Raw genomic sequence first — 22043 nt, 5'->3', positions numbered from 1 at the left:
TACACAATCTTTATGTGGTTTTTCCCTTTAAAGTTGAATTTTACTACGTCTGCAGAGAAGTCCGCCGAATGTCACCAGACCTGCAGCTGCAAACAGCAGTACCTCGGGCATCCATCCCATCACACCTTCTCCGGTCTTGGGCACGCTGTCCAGCTCCGGCTGTGCAGCTGCGGTGTTTGCAGCTACTGTAAATGTGGTGCTGGCGGAATCATCGATCCACATGGTGTCCACAGTATGTTCACCCTCTGACAGGGATGCCAGGTAGGAAGGCTTCAGGGTCACGATAGTGGAACCTGATTTTGCTTCGTAGTGGGCACTGGGGATCCAGTTGCCGTCTACACGGACACCGGCGAATTTAGCAAAATCACCATCGCCGCGGATGGTCAGGCCTTCCGTGGTGCTGCCGTTCCAGGTACCCTTGGTGCCTTCGATGATCTTATAGGGATCTTCCTGGCTGTCATCGGTACCACTGTCAGAAGCTGATGTATCTGTATTATCTGTAGTATTTGTAATCTCTCCCGTTGTAAAGGTATATTTCAATGTCAGATACCGTCCCTCAGCTAAGTCAATTGACGTATACTCCACTTGTGGATTTGTGACAATCCAGATGCTGTCATGATTGAATTTATAGCCACGTTCTGCAACCAAGGTCAGAATTGCATAATACGTTGTGTTCGGTTCAGCATTGCCGATTGCCGCCTCATTCTCATTTCCCTCTTTCAACCACAAAATACTGTTCTTCGTAACATCAGTAATTCCTTCCGTATTAATCTGCCATTTTTTAGGTAAGGGCTGTCCGGCTACCGGTGGGGTGACTACCATGTCCAGACTGGAGATTGTCCGATCAACTGTGCCAACATTAAACGACATTATATCTGTTTTCCTATGTTCATCCCCTTGTGGATCATCATATACTGCTTTTGCATACACCTTATATCCCGCCACTTTGGCACAGTTTTCTGTTTTATAGCTAATCTTCACTGTTGCAGTTCTGTTATCTTCACTATAATTTATGATTTTTGCATCAAAAATGTCATCTGCACGGTAACCCGCTCCATCATAGAAATTAAATGAAACATTTACTTTAGAAAAATCATAATATGAATTTATTTTTAAATCATACAAAAAATAAGATTTCTCATCATTTGAAACCAACTGTGCCGGTTCCGACAAGCTAGAATGAAATTCCAGATTGACTGCTTCACCTGTCATAACTATTTTACCTGTTCCATGATTTGGAAGCCGATAATAATAACATTGTTGAACGCTGTCATAGGTTGCACTTGCTTCTATTTCATTAACATCATCCGTAGAATATACAACTTTCGGTGCTGTCAAAAACCAATATTCTTTTCCATTATAACTGTCATCTCCCGGGTATATAGAAAAACAATCATACATTTTACTATCTATCATAGTACTTAGCATTATATGACAGTTTTTTAATCCGGTTCTATCAACTGTCCAGTTTCCCGTATAATCGTCCGCCTTAGCATTCATCCCCTGCCAACCCCACAGCAGCAGCACCGCCGCTGCCAGCAGTCCGATTCTCTGTAATATCTTTTTCATCTGTTTCCTCAGAGGGATATTGTCAAGTGTGTAAGTAAGATTTTATGAAATTGCTTCTATTTTCATAAGAGAGCCTTCCATTACTTTTATACCATCTGTTAATTCAATATAGCTGATTACCTTTGTTTCTCAAAAAGAATAGTTTATACGCTTTAGATTTTAGTATCAAGTGTTGCCTGTGCAGGGGATTTTCCTGTCTCTGCAGTCTCTCTTGTAACATCATCAAGTGCTCCAGCTTTGATTGGCTTACCAATTTCCCAGTTAGGATCAGCCTTTTTTGCGGCATCATAAAAAGCCTGTCTGTAAATTCTCTCATATTTTTCAAGGGTGTACCCGGCAGCCAGCCTGTCCTTTTTGGACATTTTGCGATACAAATTGTTATACACATCTGTTCGTTTTGTTGTATCACCATTGCATACACCATTTTCACGCAGAAATTCTTTTTTTGTCAGTTCATACATTTCTTCTTTGCTGCTATCCGGAATTGATATGATCCTTCTTCTCGAATTCTCGTTGTCATCTGTCACCAAAAGTCCTGCCAATCCATTTACAGGATTAATATAATCTCCATCCTTATCATAATGACTCATCAGATTTTTTATTCCCTGAATATTGCCATACATCGCACCATTTCCGGCAGACATCATCTTCTTAATAGCTGCTTTATACTGTTTACTGTTCGTATTAATTCCAGCAGCTTTTAGCTGTGATTGAACAGAACTGCTATTAAGCTGTGACAACTGAAAACTACCTATTGCATTTACTCCTGATGTTCCAAATGATTTCTGAAATAAAAAAGCATAATCCGTTATCCTTGACATAAAACAGCCTCCCTGTCTGTTTCCACATTGCAAATTTATTTTTGTCTATTTTATGTTCTAGCATAAGTCATTATTTTAATTGCACACCTTACGGTTTCATATCAAAGTTCCTATGCCAGCACATCAAATGTCGAAACTCCATTTTCCATCACTCCTATAGAAGTTGAAGTACCTAGCAATTCCACCATTTTTCCTGTCAGGTCAGTTACATCTTTTCCATCAATTTTCAGATTATATTGCCGTTCTTCCTGCTCCTGTTTTTCGGCACGCTGTTTTTCCAGTCTTTCCTCTGTCTCTTTCTTTTCTGCTTTCCTTTTCACGAGTCTTTCTTCAAGTTCTTTCCTTGCTTTTTCTGTTCCAGGATCAACTTCATCTTGAGTACACATTACAGAACTCATACTATCATATCCATCTATAGTAATACTATAACTCAGTATCTTTGCTCCTCTTGCTGCCACATAAGCTCTTGACTGTTCTATTGTTTTTGGTATTAGCGATAAATTGTACTCCAACCATTGTTTTGTCTTTTCATCTCCCATAGCCTTTGACAAAAGAGAACTGTTTATATTTACAGAATAATCCCTGCTTCGTAAACAATCGTATTTTTGTGTTAAATAGTTCTTATATTCATGAGCATTCTTATATGTCCTGCCCGTTTTGTTTCCAGCATTTTGTGTATTGCCATAACTATTCGTATATGACGAATATGTTCCTATTCCTGTAACTGCCATATTAACTCCTTTCATTATTCGGAGTCCTTCCAACTATGCCACCTGTTGGATTTCTCTCAGAATCAATATAATATTGATCACACGCTAGCTTCAAATATACTTTGACTAATACCTTTCATCCACATATTCTGCGTTGCTCCATACCCTCTTTCCTGCCCTATATCATACAATCCACTGCTGTCAAATCCTATTTTCAATACTAAATCATTTTCTTTTTTCCAGCCATTCTTAGCATATTCCAACCATCTATTAGAATAAAGTTCATACCCTGCGCCATTTTTAGCCTTTGCCTTAAACAAGGCAAGTAAATCTGTGCCATCCTCTGCAATAAAAGTACCATTTCTATATGTCGCATTGCGTGCATCATACCCTGTTGTCTCATACACTTCATGCCATAAAGAATATTGGTTCGCCTTTGTCCTATTTGCTTGCGAATTAACAATTTCATTGTCTGAATCATGCATACAAATCCACGCATGCGTCCAAATATTTTTTGCATTATCTCCTTCATTCAGCAATTTTTCTATCTGCGATAATGTGTCTCTATCTGCATTTCCTGACACAGTTAATTGATATGTATATGGATCAATAGAAAATGTCAAATCTGCTTGTTTTGATAATGATATTCCATTTTTTGAAAACAGATTTGAAATTTGCTGATTTACAACACTTCTTGCATATTGCTTTTCCTTGTCAGTATTGCGTATATAACCTGTACTTCTTGAAGCACCTGTATATACATCCTTGTAATTTCTTAATGCATAATCATACCGGGCAAATCCAGCCGAATATTTTCCCCCTGTTTGTAACATTCTTTTCTCATTGCGGTAAGCTATGGAACGCTGATCTTCTGTCATATATGAGCAAAAATTAGGTGAGGTCACATCACAATATTTTGATTCGATATATGCCATTGGATCAGAATGAGACAAATTTTCTTTGTACACTTTATCATAATGCTCCTGCAAAACTTTTTGTACGAAACGATCTTCCTCGGTAAGTCCATCATATTGATAACCTACAGTTGTACCTGCACTGGAAGTGTTTGGCAGATTATTTAAATCCCTGCCTACTGGTATATTGTTGTAATAATTATTTACCGTAACCATACTATCCCCTACCTTATATAAGTCTCATAACAACTGCCAACATTCTCTTACAACATTAAACAACCTTTCATGTCTCTAGAAAATATTTTTTTTAGCATTGTGATATATTGTTTTAGCAAATAACCTCTGAGTCGTTTCCATAAAGTTCTTATCGCTACTCATAATATCCCCAATTACACTCTTTGCAATTCCTGCTGTGTATTTCGGTTCTTCACGCATTTCTAAAAATCTTTTTTGTGCTTTCTCCATCATGGATACCGCAGTATCTATATATTCTTTTTGTTCTGCTGTATTCTTCTTCACATTAGTTGTTTGAAAGAATTTAGAACCGTCATTTGTCTGCTGACATACAATATATCCCGCCAGATTTGCTAATCGCTTATTATATGCCCTGTCTAAACCTGCCAAGTCTTCATCAAGTGTTAATGAATTTTCTCCTGTGAGATCATAAGAAATCCGACGTTCTCCATTCTCATGTTCTTTCACAATATAATTGTAACGCGTTTCATAAGCATCCATCATAGACTTCATCACATCTTCTAGATTGTATTTTCCGTCTTTTAACGTCAGTCCACTATATTCTCTCATAGAAGTATAATGTTCCCATTCAACCTCATTTGTATCTTGTATTGTTAATTCATATCCTATCGGTTCCTCAACCTTTGGCTTTACTTCTCTTAATTTTTCCCGCAATGCCCGCCTTCCTTCATTCGATATTTCTACATTGTCTATCTGCTTATTTTTATAAGCAACATTGTCATCCATACCTCTGAAATCTTTACTCTTTCTTTCCATTTCGAATAAACAAAACCTATCGTAAGAAGGTGTTTGAAATATTTTCATATCCGCTCCTTTCACATTTCGCAATCGCCTATTCACTTTCATGTTTACTAATTAGTGATATACATTTGCTCAAATTAGTCACTCATACAATATTCCTATACTTCCTTATCTATCTTACTTGACGTTAGAGAGGAATCCTTTTTAGAATATGTACCATTGTTTGTATAAGTCGCACTTGCGCGGTTCGCAGCATTTGATATACCAGTTGCTTTCTGGGCTGTTTTGCCTGCAAAGGAATTGTAACCTGTAAAAACCGTTTTCAATGAACTGATATCTGCTTTCTTCAATTCATCTTCATCCAGCTCCAGCTTGTTACCCTTTCCTATGGTAATACCTATTTTAGAAAGTAAATGACTGGTTTTGTCTGTCATGCCTGTCATCCATGAAGCATTTCTAAGGACATCTTTTGTATTGGATTCTCCTGCCTCCTTAACAACATCATTATAATCATCAATAAAAGATTTCACTTTTTTGGTAATTGCATCCCAGTCATAATCCTCTACCTCTGTTTCTTCCCCGGTCTTTTCATCCTTCTTTTTTATTTTCTTTTTTTCCCAGAGTGACGCATCGTTTAGTGCATCTGCTGATTTTTTCAGGGAATCCGCACTTGTTTTCATCAGTGTAAGCTTCTGTGAAGTATCGCCTTTCCCCGATAATTTTTCTGCATCCTGCTTTGCATAATATGCTTTCATAAGTTTTCCATAGCTTCCGTTTTTAATCGCAGCATAATCAGAAAGCATATTGGTGTTTCCTACGGATGAACTGTCGGAAGTTCCTCCAAATAATGCGGAATAATCTACATTGCTGTTATATTTACTTGTGTAATCACTAAAACTCTTAATCTCTGACATAATACCATTCTCCTTTACCAACTATAAACGAATATCAATCGGTGTATACACTGCCTGCTGTGTTGCATTCTGTGCATTTTCCAGAGTCGGTGTTTCTACTGTCACCTGTGTTTCCCCTTTGATATCCGTATTCTTTACGCTGTCTGTCTCCTCTGCCGCAGCCCCCGCAGATTCCTGTGTTTTCTCGGATTTATCAGTATTGTTCTTTGTTGCAGTGTCTTCTGTATTGCTGTTCTCCGCTTTTGCAGCTTCTTCTACTGATTTATTTGCATCTGCAAGTGTAGACATCTGTGCTGCTGTCGCAGACTGTGCCTTTGCCTGCAGCTCTGCCAGTTCTTCTTCCTTCTTCTCAGTATTTCCTTTTCCGGCATCCTGTTTGATTTCAGATTCAAGCACACTGGCACGTCCCTGTATCTGTGTTGCCATACTTCCCTGCACCTTTGCCTGTTTCATGGAAGAATCTGCGGAGATCATCGCCTGCATACTTGCCTGTGACAATCCGGTGTCTTTCTTTTTTGAAGTGTTACTTGTTCCAGCCACCATATCATCCATAGATGACGAATTTTTACTCTGCTGTTCCTTTCTCTGCTCGATCTGGTGCTGTCTTAACTGCTGATTGAGATTGTTAATCTCCTGCTGTATCTCCTGACGCTTTTTCATCTTATCCTCTAATGACATTTCTTCATTCGATGATAAATCCTGTAGCTTCTGCTGTGCATTTGCAATCTGATTCTGAATATTTTTACTTACAGAATCATTCCCCTGTGTCATTCCCATTGTTCCTGTCTGCGTATTTGTCCCACTAAATCCATTGATTCTCATTCTAATCCTCCTTGTTTTGCGAAGCAAAATCCGAGCCCCATGGCGAGGAGATGATTTGGCCTCCTTGAGCTTAAATTCTGAAATCCGTTTCCTTAAAAATCGTACAACATGATTTCTCTTTACTGATTTTTCGGCATATCTTTCTTTACAATAAACAGCGATGTTGTGAACCGCCCTTTTTTTGTTGTGAAGCAAATAAAAAACACCTCGAAGGTGCTTTTTGTCCTTATTCTACCTGTAACATAATACTTAGAACCACTTCCTGATTCTCCTGTTCTAAAGATATATCTCCCATATACATCCTTGCAACCCTCCGGATATTATGCAGTCCAATTCCATGCTCCTTCCCGAATTTCGTTGTTTCCGGCAGATCACTGTCCTTATAATTTAACTCTCCCTCATATCTGTTCTTTATGGTTATCATAAAAATACTGTTTTTCCGAAAAGAAGAGATACTGATATAAGGATTTTCTCCACTTACATTTTCCATGCAATTATCCAGTGCATTGTTTAAGATCACGCTTAAATCAAATGCATTTAATTTCGTATCCCCCGGATAATGAAAATCTGATATAAAACGAATCTGCTTTTCCTTTGCTTCTCTTAACTTTTCCATCAGAATCACATCAATGACAGGACTCCCCGTTTTTATCTCAGGAGATATTTCATTCCACTCCTTTTTCAAATGCTCCATATATTCTGCTGCATCATCCATATGATTCTCTGCCACAAGATGTTCCAGCATCTGTATATGATTCCCCATGTCATGACGCAGGCTGCGGATATCCTGATACAGCTTTTCCACTTCCCCGATATGCTTTTTCATATCACTGACCTGATTTAATACCAGCTCCTGACCTGTCTGTTCTTCCTGTGCCACCTTCCAGTTTTGAAACATCGTAGTCATAACAAGAATTGCTATGATAGAGATAAAATAATGCACAAAGCTTAAAGCTCCATAAAATCCATAGGTATCTGTCAGGCTCTTTCCTGTATCTTTTTCATAAATATTCAGATAATATTGCAGAATGCCATATCCTGTAACTCCCACAAGAGAAGGTATGATGAGCATTACCAGCTCTTTAACGTTCATTTCATCATTTTTGTATACATATGCTTTATTGATCAGACCGATTGCAACTGCAAGGAAAACGATACAAAGCACAATATCCAGAATTCTCGTTCCAACATAAAGTCCATATTGCAGCCATTGTCTTCCTGCAATCGTATTCCCAAAAACCAGAGCTTTTGTGATAAAATCATCCAGTCTGTCTGCCATTGCAACCGCAAGCCAACGGATAGAAAAAAATGTCACTGCAAGAAATATTTTCTGATAGATGTTTCTTCTGTCCTGTACATACATCACAAGAAATGCAGCCACAACCCCCAGCATATATGCAGAAAAATTGCCAATCTGCTGCGGTATCAGATACAGCACAGACATAATTCCAATATAAACAATACTGACCAGAGCAGCTTCCCTTTTCTTTTTCATATATGGATATACAAAAACACCAAAACAGATTCCTGTAATAATCAAAATTGCAATAACAGAAAACTTCGATGTGATCATCCAACATCTTTCCACTAAACTCATCTGACTTCATTTCCTTTCCTCTGGTTATACTTCAGATACCTCCTCACAAACTCCGGATAATTCTTTTTTGCAATCAATGCAGTTCCATTTTTCATAGTTACACAAGTTGCATCATATTTTTCTACATATTTAAAATGTACAAGATAGGCTCTGTGTGTTCGGAAAAAATCTGTTCCTGCCATATCACTTAATTCCTGTAATTTACCATAGTATTCAATATCCGTACTTCGTGTATGGATAATAACTTTCCGGTTATACACCTCGGCATACACAATATCACGCAGAAAAATCTTTATATGACTTCCGGCGGTCTGTACCATAATATACTTTTCGTCTTTTTCAAGTCTGGAACTCCTTTTTATGTTATGGACTGCCTTTGTCACAACCTCTTTCAATTTCTCATCGGAAAATGGCTTAACCAGATAATGAAATGCTCCGACATCAAATGCCTGAAAAACATACTCCTCTGCTGCTGTCACAAAAATGAGTATCATATTCTCATTGTCCTGACGAAGCATCTTTGCCGTTTCCATCCCATCCATTCCCGGCATCTGAATATCCAGAAAAAGAATATCCGGCTTACTGCCACTTGCGATCAGTTCATCACCCGATAAATATTTATCTATAACCGCATCCGGCAATAACTTTTTTATCTTTTCTTCCAGTATCTGAACCATAGATACTTCATCATCACAGATAGCTATTTGCATTTTGCCACTTCCTTTTTGTCTGATAAATATATTTATTATATCGGACGAACAGATTATATCTGCCACAGTTGTTGTGAAATGACCTTTTTTTGTTGTGAAAAGAGCAGTAAACCATTATTGGTTCACTGCCCTGTCTTTTAGTCATGTCTGCACTATTAAAGAAATGAAATAAACTCCTTCATTGGTATACGCTGGGATTCGTGTCTATTTGCATCTGCTTTATCTTTTAACTTATCGGAATACTACTTTTATCTAGAGTAGTAGTAATTTATGAACTCAATGCCGCTACCAGCGATGAATATCTTTCCGTTTTTTATCTACTATTTACTAAAACGCAATCAACAATCTAAATCTGCAAATCAATAGTATTTCCTTCATTATTGTTCTTTTCCTTTGATTCCTCTGCGGATATATCTGCCTTTATTTTGCTATAAGAAACATTTCCTTTCGCTTTTTCGCCATACTCTTCCTTCAAACGGGCTAACTCATCATTATAAATTGATGTAAACACTCTTGCTCTTGCAAATTCTTCATCTGTACTTATAGCTTTCCAGTTTCTTGACTCTGGATTATAAGAAAGCGTTTTATTACCTTTTGAATCCCAAAACATACATGCAGCATTCATTTTGCCACCAGTTTTTTTCATGCTTGATTCATATATAGCCTTTCTATCAGGAGATACTGTTTCTCCATGCTGCATACACAATTTTCGATAAGCATCATCATCCCTTTTTCCAGTAGCAAACTCTTTTCTTGCAAGTTCTTTTATTGCTTCGTCAAATTCTTCCTCTGACATCGCTGGTTTATCTCGTTTTGTCATGATAGTATCCCAGTTTGGTTTGGTAAAATTAATGTCCACAGGCTTAAATCTTAATGAGAAATTACCATAATCACATTGTGCTAACGGATCATTTGAACTTGCTTTTTTCCCGAACATCTGCTGAACCATTTGAGCATATTGCGAATAATTATCTCTTGTTATCTGCATAATATTATTCCTCCATATTGGCATATATTTCATCTGTTCCAAATTCACTAAATCAAAAAATCAACCCTTCCGCCGATTTTATTCTCCTCCGGTTTGATAGAATCCCTGTCAATATTTTTGATCTTATCCAAAAGTTCTTCTTTTGAATTTTCCTGAACTGTAGTTTTTCGTACTTCGATTTGCTTGGACTGTTCCTTTTTCTTTGCCTCTTTTTTCTCCTCAGCTTTCTTTTCCTGAATCTTTTCAAGATATTCTTTCTGACTGGCTGATGATTTTTCCAATTGTGCAAAGAAGGTTGTAGTTCCGTCACTATTAAAAGAGATGCCAAATTTTGTTATTTTTGTATCAGCATCTGCATTGCCGTTAGTCTTACCGAATGTTCTTTCAAATCCGAACTGGGCATTGATTTCATCTGACATGCGCAAAGCTCCCTCAATGCTATGCATTTTTTCTGCATAATATTTCGGATCAGACGCCATCTTCTCCATTTCTTCCTTTGAGAAAATAACCGTATACTCCTTATCACTTTGGGCTAAAATATCTTTGGCATTATCACCATTTTCAAAATCGGCAACCATAAAATCCATGTCGTTTCTTGATCCACGCAAATTCTCCAGCATTTTTTGTGCCGCTTTACTGAGATTTTTTTCAGCGATGCTTTCAGTCGTATTTTTCTTTAATTTCGTATTTTCTGTTTGTTTGTGCTGTTTCTTTTTCTTATTTGCCGTACCAGTCTTGTAGTTGTTCTGGTAACTTGCATAAGCAGCCGTGGTTGTGCTTACATTCATTGACATATCCGGTGTCCTCCTTGTACATATCACATCGTAAATCCGTTTACCTGTTCTTTTCTATATATCGGCATAATTGTTTCGATTATGAATCTTATCATAAAGTTCTGGACTTCACGTGAAAAATCAAAAGTGCCACCTGGCACTGCTCCTATGCTCATTTTTTCCTTGCGCACAATATTTATTTTATGCTCTGGCTTCAAAAGAAGGTCTATCCTGATCCAAATAATCCGGCATCTCTCTCAATTCTGAACTTCCATTCTCTTTTACGAAATTATATTCGCTCCAATAAATAGAATAAAATTCATCTTTTTTTGCAAGTTCCGCTGGTGTCATCTCATAGCCCCAGCCATTTCCAAGATTAGATAATACCGTTACTCCCTGATACTGAATTTCAGCACCATAACCACCAGTAGTTAGAATTGGGCAATTCAATGTTCCTCCTCCTGCCAGTGCAAACTGTTTTTCAGCAAAATTACTGCTTTTTCCTTCTGCCTTCTCCAAAAAATCCAATAGTGATAATTCTCCACATCCTTTACATTTCGGATTGCCAGTTTGTTTTTTTATAGTATTTTTAGCCTGTTCATATAATTGCTTTCTATCAGGTGCAACATCTGATAGATATTCTGCCCGTAAACCAAGAACCTGTCTGGAAATATATTCTGACTCTGTCTTATTTGTTGTCGTAGCTGCTCGTCGTGCCAGTTCTCTAATTTCACTAACAAATTCCGTCTGCGTTTTTGAGCTTTTCCCTTTTGTTGGAATAAAAGACCAATTCGGTTCTCCGTTACTGCATGAGGAAATTAATTGTTCTTTTCTAATAGCTCCTATACCTGACAACAATACACTCATTAACTCAACTCCTTATTTGACACTTCATAATCACCAAATATGTCGTTAATTCTTGTTTCATATGCGTACCATCGTGTAAATACAGACATATTCCCCAGGAAATTTTTAACTTTAAAAGTGTCTTCTGACTTCGGATAATAATCTTCCATTAAATCCCAGACATTGCGAATTTCCCCTTCCGATTCGGTGCGTAACGTCTGAAACGGAACCTTTAAATCGTAATTATTCTCTCCGATTGTTATTTTCAGATTTCCACTAAATTTATTGTCCTCTGTAAAAGACGTTACCTGTTCCTTGAAAAACATCTTAAAATTCTCAGGCGGTATCGCTGATTCCTTTGCCAGACTGCTCCTGCCAGCCTGATTTCTAAATTCAAAATTCCATGTGCTGTTAAAATCAAAACCACCGTCTAATGTAAGGCTGGAATTTGCTTCGATTTTATCACAGTCAATTTCACCTAATTTCCATTTATCAGTCATCTGTTGGACAGATTCCCTCAATGCCGCATTGGTTTCATTGCATTGATAGTAATAATCTGAATTATAATAAGTCCAGTCACTGTGGCTATCAGAATAGTATTTCTCATTCAATGATTTTCCTTCCTGATAGTTCGCCAGACTTGCTGCCCTTGCATTTTCTTTTGCAAATATCTCATACATCTCACTTACGATCTGTGTATTATCTGCTTCATTGGTTCCAGATGTCTGGTGCTGACTTGTCCAATAGGTACGCATGGAAGTACAACATTCCTCAAAATAGGAATTAAGTTCCTCTCTGCTCACCTTTCCGGCATAAAAATCGGTCATATGACTGGATATATCTTTCTGCATATCATAACCAAAGGAATCTCCGAAGGTACTCTTGGGCATCCCTGTCACTACATTAAATTTTTGATAACAGTCACATACATATACCAGTGGTTCTGCCATTTTCTCAAAAGTGTCTTTTCTGGTTTGGATTTCTTTTGTCAAATCCTTTACCTTTTCTTTGTATTCATCATATTTGCCTGCATCATTTACAATATTATTTACGTTGTTTGAAGCAAGCGCTCCGATGTAAAGTGTACTGTCTCTCATACATTATCCTCTCTAACTGCTACCAACTTACTTTTAGTTTTTCTAATTTTTCCAGAAAAGCAACATAAAACTCTCTTTCTTTCATACAAGCTCGCTGAACTTCGATACTTTTCGGAACATATTCCCGTGGGTGATCTAAATCGTAAAGAGCCTGACTCGTTGCCTGAATTGCAGACTCTGTTGTATTTCCCAAAATGTCGATGTTATCCGCATCTCCATCTCCTTTAAGCTGTTTATTCAGCCTTTGTACCATCATCTGCGATATATGGCTCAACATTCCATTTTTCTTTATTCCCATGCCGTTTGCATTTACATCCTTAGCAGCTTCCATCCATGCATCTTTTACATCCCGTGGAGTATTCGGTCCAATCATATCAAATGCTTTTTCATCAAAGTCTGCTTCTGCCATATATGGATTTATATTTTCATTTTTCTGAACCGCACATTCCGTACTAAATTGAGGGATATTATTCTGCTTATGTCTAGTTTCATACGACACGCCATTCATAGAATAATTAGAATTAATCTGCATAGTGCAAGTCCTCCTTATTAATCACATGACACTTTATAATTAACATAATCACCGTCACTTTCATAATGGCTCATTAGATTTTTTGTTTCCTGAACATTGCCATACATTGCTCATTCCCATATAAGACACATTATTAAATCACACATTTTACGCTTTCATATCGAAGTTGCCTTGTGATATTATGTCTTCGTTTATACTGCCAGCCTTTTCTTCACTATTTAATGCTTTTCTCGCCTCGCTAAATGCCTCATAATATGTCATTTTCAATGCTGAATGCACCTGTGACTCTGCTTTTGTTTCTTTTTCCTGCCAGCCTACTCCCCCTGTATAAGTTAAAACTTCTTCACCATCTTCATTGTATACATGAATTGCCGAGCCTGTCCCTGTTCCCTGATATTTTGCCCCATAAGGTATTCCAAACAGCATACAGAGCCATTTTTTGTCTGCTTCCTCAACTTCTTTCATTGCTGACATATTACCGGAATTCATTGATTGACTAAACTTTCCAATTAAGGCAGCTCTATCCGGGGCTACTTTGCTTACTTCCGCCTTCCGCAAATTCATAAATGCATTTCCCATATATACATTATCCTGTGCATCTTTTTTTGCCAGATCAACAATCTTCTCTTTTAAAGAATCCGTTAATTTCCATTTGTTTTTTTCAGAAGATTTAGAAACATTTTTATTCGATGTGTTCCACACTTTTGCTGTGCTATAATTATTTGATATTTCCATTTAATTGAATCACCTCTCTGTTGCACTGTCTATATCCGCTGTAATCTCAACTTCCTCATCATCGGCAAAAGGATTCTGTCCTGTCATCCCGGTTCCATATGCATACAGCATTCTTGTAAACTGATATCTTGTATGTTCATCAAAATGATTCAGTGTCTCTGTATCTTCTCCCTTTACATCTCCATTGCAAAAATCAACAAACTCATTTTTGCTGCCATCTTTTGTAGATAATTTACCTGTCTTTGTGTTATAAATGAAATTATAGGTGCTTCCTACTCCAGTTACATTCATAAAACATCCTCCATCTTTCCGCCTCATAAATACTATTTATCTTTTTATTCGTCATTTCTCGTCTAATTCTGTATATCCATTGTCTGACTATTTTCTTTCTGAATTTTATTAGCGTTTGTTTTCATTATCAGATTTGCATTATCCATATAATTAGATATAATTAGATATTTTCATGTTTTTACCTTTCTGCCAATGCATCAAATGTTTAAACTCCGCTTTTCGTTAAGTAACTATTGTTTCTAAGTCACAGAATACCATGCCCTTTTCCTATTATCAGCATCACATTGATAGGATATTAACTGTTTCATATCCTTTAACCCACCTTTACCATATAGGATGCTCAAAGTCATATCTGACACATTATTCCAGCCTTTTACTGACATAGTCGAAACTAAATCATGTATCCAATTTTTCATCTGCTGCTTATACTCTTTTGGAACCTTTCCAGTATCTTCAACAGCATGATTAACTAAATCCAATATGTCCTCTCCTGACTCTGTGTAATATGTACCATTTTTCTCCTCAAGCTTATCTAATTCATATCCCGTATAACTATACACCTGATGATATGCTTCGTATTTCATTTTTGATTCTTTTGTTATCTGAGTGCTTTCGCAGCCATCTTGTGTCGAACAATAGTAAATATGCTTATAGAGATTTTTTCCGTTATCTCCCACATTTAATGCATTTTGCATCCGCATCTTTGTTTCTTCATCTACACCGTCTACCGTTATTTCATAACTATATGGATCAACAGTAAAAGTACAATCTTTCGTAATAGAAGATGTATCTACACCAGCCTGCTTTAAAATATTTGAAATTTGCGAATTTACCAATGCTCTTTCAAATTGAATTTTATCCGAATCTACACTGTCACCATCTACTTCAATTCCCCTAAACAAAGAATCCTGATAATTTACACCATTTATCTTTCCTGTTCGCCACATCTGTATTTCATAATTATATGCAATCCTTCGTTCTGTATCGGTCAAATTAGTCTCATAATAATCTGAACTCTTATCAAAATACTTGGCATGAATATAATTTTCAGGATTGGAATGTGTTTTTGCTTCTGCGGCAAGCTTTGAATATTTTTCCGTTAATGCTCCCCTAAAAGCCTTACCTGTACTCATATATTCACTTGTTTTCGCATTAATCTGTGTCCCTGCATTATCAATTATTTTTTGATTTGTTTTTTGGGCTGAAGCTATATAGGATTTTAAGTCAATGCTTTTGTCAACATTTGTATTATGTGTTCTTCCGTTTGTATTTTTTACAAGCTTTTCCTTTCCTGATGCGCTTATCGTTAAAGTATCTCTTGTACCGCTGCAACCTGCATCTTGACTTCTTGTAGTTTTTCGTTGTTGCCCATACAGCGTATTAATGAATGACTGATTGGTATAAATTCGACTATTAAAAAAAATATTCATAATATCACCTATATCCTTAATATGACTTATATCATGTTCCATTCTTTTATAATTTCATCGGCACTATTCTTCTCATATTTTATACGTTCTGCACCAACTACGATTTTTTTGCACCAACTACGATTTGAGCACAAAAAAAGGACGAAACCGCCCTTTTTACGAATTCAGAAACAAATCTGCTACAAATTTGTTTCCATCCTGTTTTAATTGTAAATTCCCATCATACTTATCTATGCTCTGTTTCACATTTAAGAGTCCTATCCCCCTGCCTTTTCCCTTATCTGATACCGGCATACGTTTTTTCCATTTTACATTTCCACAACTGTTTTCTATATGAACTACCGTCATCTTATGATAGGCACTGATTTTAATAAAAATGTATTTTTCTCCGTCAACATTTGCAGCAGCTTCAATCGCATTGTCCAGCAGATTTCCGAAAATAGTTGTTATGTCTATCGGCTCTATGTAAGATAATTCTACATTGTCTATCTTAATGTCCGAATGTATCCCTTTCTCCTGCATGACAGCATTTTTATCTGTCAGCAGAATGTTCAATATCGGATTCTCTGTGTAAGACATAGGAATCAGTGGTGCCAGTGTACTTCTGATTGCCTCTGCATATTCGCCAGCCGTATGCTCCCTCTCTGTTCCATACAAATTCTCGATAGCCCTGATATGCTTATCCACATCATGTAATATCCGTATTGTCTGATTATATTTTTCAGTCTGTGCCAGATAATACTCATACTGCATTTTTGCCTGTTGCTCCAATGCCTTTACGCGGTTTTCATAGTGTTTCTTTTCGTCTGCCATTTTGACATAATACAAAAGATACAGGTCAGCTAAAACGATGCACCCCATATTTACCGCTGACAGATAGCTTTTCTGCCCATCCCTAAAATTCTGCACAATCACAAGCATATTGACCAGACTGTAAAAAAACATGATTCCATATATGATATATTGTTCTCTGGAACAGGCTGCCTCTGTCCTTTTTATCAATCTGTTTATCAAAACATAGTATAGGAAAATCAGCACTATCTTTGAAAATGCCACTTCCAGACAATATTGCATGACAACATCAATATTTAAAATTCCACCAATCTGCAAAAAACAGTGTAACAGAAGCACTCCCAGCGTTTCACATACAGACATACATAAAACCAGTACTTCACTCTCAGTAATTCTGCGGATTGGTCTGTCTGCATCTTCGTAATACAGAAAATATACCGTTACACCAACTCCAACAAACCATATCAGCAGATTCAATATTGCAAAGTTCAGCATATTTATGTAAAATGCAGTAATTCCCATCGCTATCTCTGCCGCTATATACAAAGTTCTATTGCTGTAACTTTTCTTATATCTTTCATTCATAAATTGAAAAAGAATTGTACAGATAATAAAACAGGAAAGTCCATTACATATCACAAGTAAAATCTTATCCATCTTCTATTCTCTCCTCTGGGTTTTCTGCAAAAATTTATTCATTTCTTCCCGAAAATCAGAGCTTCTTTTTTGTGCAAGGGACAGTTCTTTCCCATTGTCCAGATAAATATGAAATCCCTGTATCTTCTCAATATGTCTCACATTTATAAGACAGCCTCTGTGATTTACCGCAAAATCATATGGATGTAATTCTTCCACAAGATTTTCAAATGTACATTCACATTCATATCTGCAATCTTCCATAATAATTGCTGCTTTTCTGGATCTTTTTATGTACTCAAAATATAATATCTCGTTTAATTTCAAACAAACACAACCTGCTTTTGTTCCTGATTCATCTAGTATTTCAAATTCCTTTTCTATTTCCGGATATTTCTCCTGCCCCAGAATTTCCATAATCTGCGTTTTCATTTCTTCTTCATTGATCGGTTTACACAGAAAAGAAAACGCATGTACCTTATTAATCGCCTGTGCCATGTATTCTTCATAACTGGTGATGTATATAATTTTTATATCATGATTTTTTTCTTTCAGCTTTCTTCCGAGCGTAATTCCGCCCAGTTCTTCCATGGAAATATCCAGTATTCCGATATCAATCTTGTCATTACTGTTCAGCAGCTCATTCGCCGACAGAAACGACCGTATCTGATACTGAACCTGATATTCTGAAAGAATCTTATCCAACATCAGCGTCGCTTTGTCAAGATCTTCCTTATCATCATCACATATCACTACTTCTAACAATCCAATCTCCTCCCTGTAATAACTTTTGTTTTTCTATTATACCATATCGGCACTTTTTATAATTGCCGATATGGTATGATCATCAAAATTATTTTTACCTTTCCCCTCTGTCACGCTTCCTCGTGCTCTGTCTGCCATACGCTTTCGTTCCATGGTATTTCTTTCTGGCTTCCAGTTCCTCTAAGAATTCATCATATACACTCATCTTATAACGGATACTCTTCATCTTAGCCGCATCATATCCCATCCTGTTCTTATATGCTTCAAACTCCTGTGACGTGTCCTCTGTTGGCGGCGGAAGCTGTCTGACACGCTCCTGTATGGACATCTTCGTATAATCTGGTGGTATCTCCTGCTCTTCTTTATGGGAAGTCGGTTCTGTCTGTTCTTCTAATGCTATTCCCTGCCACTCCCGGTTAAATTCATCAAACGCAGCACCATAGAACACTTCCTCCTCGTCATCACGAATGTTCTCTTTCTCACAGAACCGGTCAAAGCCCTCATATACACTGATATCCCCTTCTGGCTTTTCATATTCCTTTTGAACACTCCCTGCTGTATCTATACCGACACTTTCCTTAACATCAGATATATCCCATTCCGCATAATCATCATATCTTCCGGATTCCTGCTCGATATCAGCCTTTATGCGTTCATACTCCAGTCTGCTTTTTTCCTTCTTTTTCAGATATTCAGTTATCCCTGCGACAGTAAATCTTGCACCAAGCCTGCTCCCTCTGACCGCCATCGGCTTTCCTTTTTTATCCGTCCTGTATTTCAGGGCATAGGATATGGTATTGCCCCGGAGCCGAACATCCATCAGATAATACACCTTCGCATAATCAATCACATCCTGCAAAGTCTTATTCTCCGGTCTGTTCATGGCATTTCGCAGAAGCACCTTTATTTCTTCCCGAAACGACAGCTTATCACGCTTTTTCATCTGATATTCTGCGAAGCTCTGGCGCTCCCTGTCTTTATCCTTTACATAATAGCTGTCACGATACGAATGAACCAGTCCACGCTTCCTGCACTGTTCCCCGAAATATCTGCACATTTCCTTCAGCTCTGCCGGTCCCCGTCTGAAGGACTTTCCATCTTTCACATTGCAGTTGCTCACCAGAAAATGCACATGTGTATGTGCTGTATCTGTATGCACTGCAAGCAATACCTCATATCCTTTTGAACAGAAGAACTCCCTCGCAAAATCCTCTGCTATTTTATATGCCTGCTCATAGGTCAGTCTGTCATTATCCTCCGGGTGAAAGGATATCGAAAGCTTCTGTGCCAGTATCTCCTTCTGCTTATACCTGCTGTACCTTTTGTCATGCATCTTTCTTGTTATAAGCAGGCTGTTTGCAAAGTTATCTCGGTTACAGCCGAAAGCTTTATACAGGTGTGGTTCTGTCTTTACCACACCATCTTCCACCTGCTCTTTTCTTCTGCCTAAAATATAATCGGCAGCACTTTTCAGCTGTGCCACCGATTTGCAATAGCTGTAATTCACATTTACATTGCCATATACATCGCCCATTACAATGTACCTCTCTTTCCTCTTTATTCTTGTTTATATACTTGTTTCTGCTGTCGTTTTATCTCATAACAACTTCTCTGTAATCTTCAACAGCAGGTCTTCTATCTTCTTTAAAAATACATTGGTTGCCTGAAACTGAATATCCGAGAACACTCCCGGATATATATTGATGGTATAAGCAATCTGGTTGATATTGACTCCCTGTTTCTTCATTTCATGCACTGCCTGTGCCAGCAGCTCCCGGATATCCTTTAGTGTCACACCATCCACACGCTTTCCGTCATATACATCAAGAAGATAGTTAAGGAAATCTGCATTTCCCTTATATCCGCTTGCTTCCTTTATCCTGTCAAATCTCTTTTTTAATGCTTCATCCACTCGAATGTAGATAACCTTGTCTCTTGCTCTGTTTGCCATATAAGTCCTCCTATCTGTCTAAAAAGTGTAATAGTCACTTCCTGTCACATGAAAAAAGCAGACACATGACATACATCACATATCTGCTCATTGCATCCTGTTATTCTGTTTTTATATCCATCTGGCTACATATCTGCCTGATGATATAACCCTTTACTGCGGGTGTGCCCTCTTTCTTTGACTGTGGCTCCACTTTTTTGTATGGATATAGCTATATCTGTAATTCCGGCTACATTCCGCCACATTATTATTGCCATATGCTGCCGCTTTTAAGCTGTACCGCAGCCATTGTTTAGAAATTCTCCGCAGGCAGGGCACATCATCCCATCTGTCAGCCTGCTGTAAAAAACACAGCAGACTTCCGAAAGCCATTCTGCGCTTACCGCTCCGACTGGCTTTCCCACATCTCTTTTTTTGCCAGAAGAAATCTCTCTCCTGTGTTTCGATGTGGTTGGGATGATATAGGCAGGTAGTACCGCTGGCTTGCCAACTCGTCAAAAAAAGGAAGCGAAAATGCCTTACGGCATCCCCGCTTCCTTTTTCTTCCTCATTGTCTTCACCATCGGTGCTACCTGCTTAAGGGGCACAGCCCCCTAAGAACCCCCACCGGATAAATATTGCCACCTGCAAAGGTGGTATCAATATTTTCCGGCTTTATAGCCTTCATCCCATAGAATCTTCTGCACTTTTGCTTTACACACCAAAGCTGTAATCAAGAAATTCATTATCCTCCGGTTCTTCCTCTGCTGATTCCCCCAGAACCGCTTCGGCAGTATGCCCCTGCTTAATTCTGCCATTTCCATTGCCATTTGCAGGGCTTGGCATTACCGGCATACCTGCATTTGCACCTGCCACAGTGCTCTGAAATCCTGCCGTAAGCACTGCCTGTTGCTGAATCAGATACATTCCCGCCAGTGTCGGAAGATTTGCCAATGTTTTTTCAGCCACCTGCGCTACGATGCGTTCCACAAAAGCATCTTCTTTTTCCCTTGTTTCAAGATACGGATCACGCTTTTTTCGCAGATGCCTTTCGTAATAGTCATTGATGGCACAGATAACAAATTCATTCTGTGACTTAAACTCTTTTTCCACCTCATCAGAGTGAAGCAGGCTCCATGCCTGCATTGCACTCTCACTGTTCCGGTTAAATCGGACATTCTTATTCCATGATTTTTCTGCCATTTACATCGCCTTCTTTCTCTGCTGATGCTTTAAGATCATATAGCAGTAATACTCATACCCCTTTGCATTAGCTCTGATATCATGGTCAAATGTCACTCTGTCCATATCATACTCGCCAAATGCCTCTACAATCCTTGCACCACCGCCCATAACATACAGCCTCATCATCTGCTCATTGTACTCATAATCACGCAGCTTCTGGAAAATCTGCACTGCATACTCTTTTGCAGCTTCCACCATCAAACCTGCATATGGTTGTGCAATATCTGTCTCCCCAGTGCGGAGGAAATTCTCAATTACCTCGTGCATCAGTTCCGTTCCGGTATTATCACGAACCTTATTTAAGATAGCTTTCTCACACTGATACACTCCCAGCTTTTCTGTCCAGGACTTGCTTTCCATAGGTCTGCCATTGTTCAGATACATCAGGTTCATTGTTCCGTTTCCGATATCCACAAGAAGGTTCATTCCCTTGAAGTCTTTCAGGTTCTCCGCTACCGCAGAGTAGCACTGCGGCATTACCGTACAGCCTGTGAACTCCATTTCATAGATTCTGTCCTTGTAGCCGACTTTTACAATTCTCTCTTTCATCATATAATCCCGGAAGGTATCTCTCTGTGCCTGCACCCATTTCAGCGGAAGTCCTACCGCAAGGTGGATACGGACAGCATTTCTTCTGTCCGTATAGCCTCTTGCTTCCAGCTCTTTCACAACTGCCGCCATTGTAAGCACATAGTTATCATCATCTGTCACTTTGTCTGTAACAAATCCTTTGTGTCCTTCCCCGATGATATAGTATCTGCCATTCCATTCAATAAAGTCTCTGGCAAATACCGGAGCCTTATCACTCACACTTACCGCAGTCGGAAATACCCTTCTTGCGGTCTTAAAATTACCATAGCCTGCATCTACTCCAATAATCAGACTCCCGTTCATCTTATATTCTCTGATTTTCTCTGTCATAATAAAATC

General features: G+C 38.1%; 23 protein-coding genes. All 23 read right to left on the bottom strand.

All coding sequences use genetic code 11. The features are described 5' to 3' along the window. Positions 1-27: 27 nt before the first annotated feature. The 23 genes from OCV96_RS14140 to OCV96_RS14030 all read right to left on the bottom strand — a co-directional run bounded on the left by OCV96_RS14140 (position 28) and on the right by OCV96_RS14030 (position 22034). Positions 28-1569, bottom strand: a complete 1542-nt coding sequence (locus OCV96_RS14140; RefSeq protein ID WP_119623857.1) for a hypothetical protein — start codon at positions 1567-1569, stop codon at positions 28-30. Positions 1570-1721: 152 nt separating this feature from the next. Further along, positions 1722-2390 carry a DUF3879 family protein gene (locus OCV96_RS14135; protein ID WP_117465022.1) on the bottom strand — a complete coding sequence of 223 codons (669 nt, stop codon included), beginning with the start codon at positions 2388-2390 and terminating at the stop codon, positions 1722-1724. A gap of 110 nt (positions 2391-2500) precedes the next feature. Beyond that, positions 2501-3136, bottom strand: a complete 636-nt coding sequence (locus OCV96_RS14130) for a DUF6033 family protein (protein WP_243026378.1) — start codon at positions 3134-3136, stop codon at positions 2501-2503. A gap of 62 nt (positions 3137-3198) precedes the next feature. Continuing rightward, positions 3199-4230, bottom strand: coding sequence for a DUF4885 family protein (locus OCV96_RS14125; RefSeq protein WP_118538121.1), 1032 nt, complete (start codon positions 4228-4230; stop codon positions 3199-3201). Positions 4231-4305: 75 nt separating this feature from the next. Then, positions 4306-5073 (bottom strand): hypothetical protein, encoded by a 768-nt coding sequence (locus tag OCV96_RS14120; protein ID WP_117465020.1) that lies wholly within the window; start codon positions 5071-5073, stop codon positions 4306-4308. 95 nt (positions 5074-5168) lie between these two features. Further along, positions 5169-5924, bottom strand: coding sequence for a hypothetical protein (locus OCV96_RS14115; RefSeq protein ID WP_227061396.1), 756 nt, complete (start codon positions 5922-5924; stop codon positions 5169-5171). 21 nt (positions 5925-5945) lie between these two features. Beyond that, positions 5946-6746 (bottom strand): FlxA-like family protein, encoded by an 801-nt coding sequence (locus OCV96_RS14110; protein WP_117918503.1) that lies wholly within the window; start codon positions 6744-6746, stop codon positions 5946-5948. Positions 6747-6972: 226 nt separating this feature from the next. After that, complete coding sequence (locus OCV96_RS14105; RefSeq protein WP_118539627.1) at positions 6973-8343, bottom strand: GHKL domain-containing protein; 1371 nt, start codon at positions 8341-8343, stop codon at positions 6973-6975. Then, entirely contained in the window at positions 8340-9053 is a 714-nt protein-coding gene (locus tag OCV96_RS14100) for a LytR/AlgR family response regulator transcription factor (RefSeq protein ID WP_055193281.1), read from the bottom strand. Before OCV96_RS14100 ends, OCV96_RS14105 begins: the two co-directional genes overlap by 4 nt. 346 nt (positions 9054-9399) lie before the next feature. After that, positions 9400-10041, bottom strand: coding sequence for a hypothetical protein (locus OCV96_RS14095; protein ID WP_227061398.1), 642 nt, complete (start codon positions 10039-10041; stop codon positions 9400-9402). A 47-nt stretch (positions 10042-10088) separates the two neighbouring features. Next, a complete protein-coding gene (locus OCV96_RS14090) occupies positions 10089-10835 on the bottom strand; it encodes a DUF6033 family protein (protein WP_172594765.1) in 747 nt (248 codons plus the stop codon). 180 nt (positions 10836-11015) lie between these two features. After that, on the bottom strand, positions 11016-11681 hold the full coding sequence (locus tag OCV96_RS14085) for a hypothetical protein (protein ID WP_227061399.1): 666 nt from the start codon (positions 11679-11681) through the stop codon (positions 11016-11018). Then, on the bottom strand, positions 11681-12757 hold the full coding sequence (locus OCV96_RS14080) for a hypothetical protein (protein ID WP_117466569.1): 1077 nt from the start codon (positions 12755-12757) through the stop codon (positions 11681-11683). Before OCV96_RS14080 ends, OCV96_RS14085 begins: the two co-directional genes overlap by 1 nt. Positions 12758-12776: 19 nt before the next feature. Next, complete coding sequence (locus tag OCV96_RS14075) at positions 12777-13289, bottom strand: hypothetical protein (protein WP_118539631.1); 513 nt, start codon at positions 13287-13289, stop codon at positions 12777-12779. A gap of 147 nt (positions 13290-13436) precedes the next feature. Beyond that, complete coding sequence (locus OCV96_RS14070) at positions 13437-14024, bottom strand: hypothetical protein (protein WP_117466571.1); 588 nt, start codon at positions 14022-14024, stop codon at positions 13437-13439. 9 nt (positions 14025-14033) lie between these two features. Further along, positions 14034-14315, bottom strand: a complete 282-nt coding sequence (locus OCV96_RS14065; RefSeq protein WP_227061400.1) for a hypothetical protein — start codon at positions 14313-14315, stop codon at positions 14034-14036. Between the two features lie 239 nt (positions 14316-14554). Next, positions 14555-15787: a DUF4885 family protein gene (locus tag OCV96_RS14060; protein WP_227733551.1), complete on the bottom strand. Its 1233-nt coding sequence runs from the start codon at positions 15785-15787 to the stop codon at positions 14555-14557. A gap of 114 nt (positions 15788-15901) precedes the next feature. Beyond that, positions 15902-17194 carry a sensor histidine kinase gene (locus OCV96_RS14055; protein ID WP_117466572.1) on the bottom strand — a complete coding sequence of 431 codons (1293 nt, stop codon included), beginning with the start codon at positions 17192-17194 and terminating at the stop codon, positions 15902-15904. A gap of 3 nt (positions 17195-17197) precedes the next feature. Then, positions 17198-17938, bottom strand: a complete 741-nt coding sequence (locus OCV96_RS14050) for a LytR/AlgR family response regulator transcription factor (RefSeq protein WP_117466573.1) — start codon at positions 17936-17938, stop codon at positions 17198-17200. Between the two features lie 94 nt (positions 17939-18032). Next, positions 18033-19472, bottom strand: coding sequence for a relaxase/mobilization nuclease domain-containing protein (locus OCV96_RS14045; RefSeq protein ID WP_178015655.1), 1440 nt, complete (start codon positions 19470-19472; stop codon positions 18033-18035). Positions 19473-19535: 63 nt separating this feature from the next. Next, positions 19536-19889, bottom strand: coding sequence for a hypothetical protein (locus tag OCV96_RS14040; RefSeq protein WP_178015653.1), 354 nt, complete (start codon positions 19887-19889; stop codon positions 19536-19538). Between the two features lie 693 nt (positions 19890-20582). Continuing rightward, positions 20583-21071 carry a hypothetical protein gene (locus OCV96_RS14035; RefSeq protein ID WP_262594755.1) on the bottom strand — a complete coding sequence of 163 codons (489 nt, stop codon included), beginning with the start codon at positions 21069-21071 and terminating at the stop codon, positions 20583-20585. Next, the gene (locus OCV96_RS14030) at positions 21072-22034 is read right to left on the bottom strand and encodes a ParM/StbA family protein (protein WP_262594754.1); all 963 of its coding nucleotides are present in this window, start codon (positions 22032-22034) and stop codon (positions 21072-21074) included. Positions 22035-22043: the final 9 nt, after the last annotated feature.

It is taken from the genome of Waltera acetigignens (genome assembly GCF_025567015.1).
Taxonomy (GTDB): Bacteria; Bacillota; Clostridia; order Lachnospirales; family Lachnospiraceae; genus Acetatifactor; species Acetatifactor acetigignens.
The sequence above is the reverse complement of the archived record's forward strand: the minus strand, read 5'-3'. Positions and strand labels throughout refer to the sequence as shown.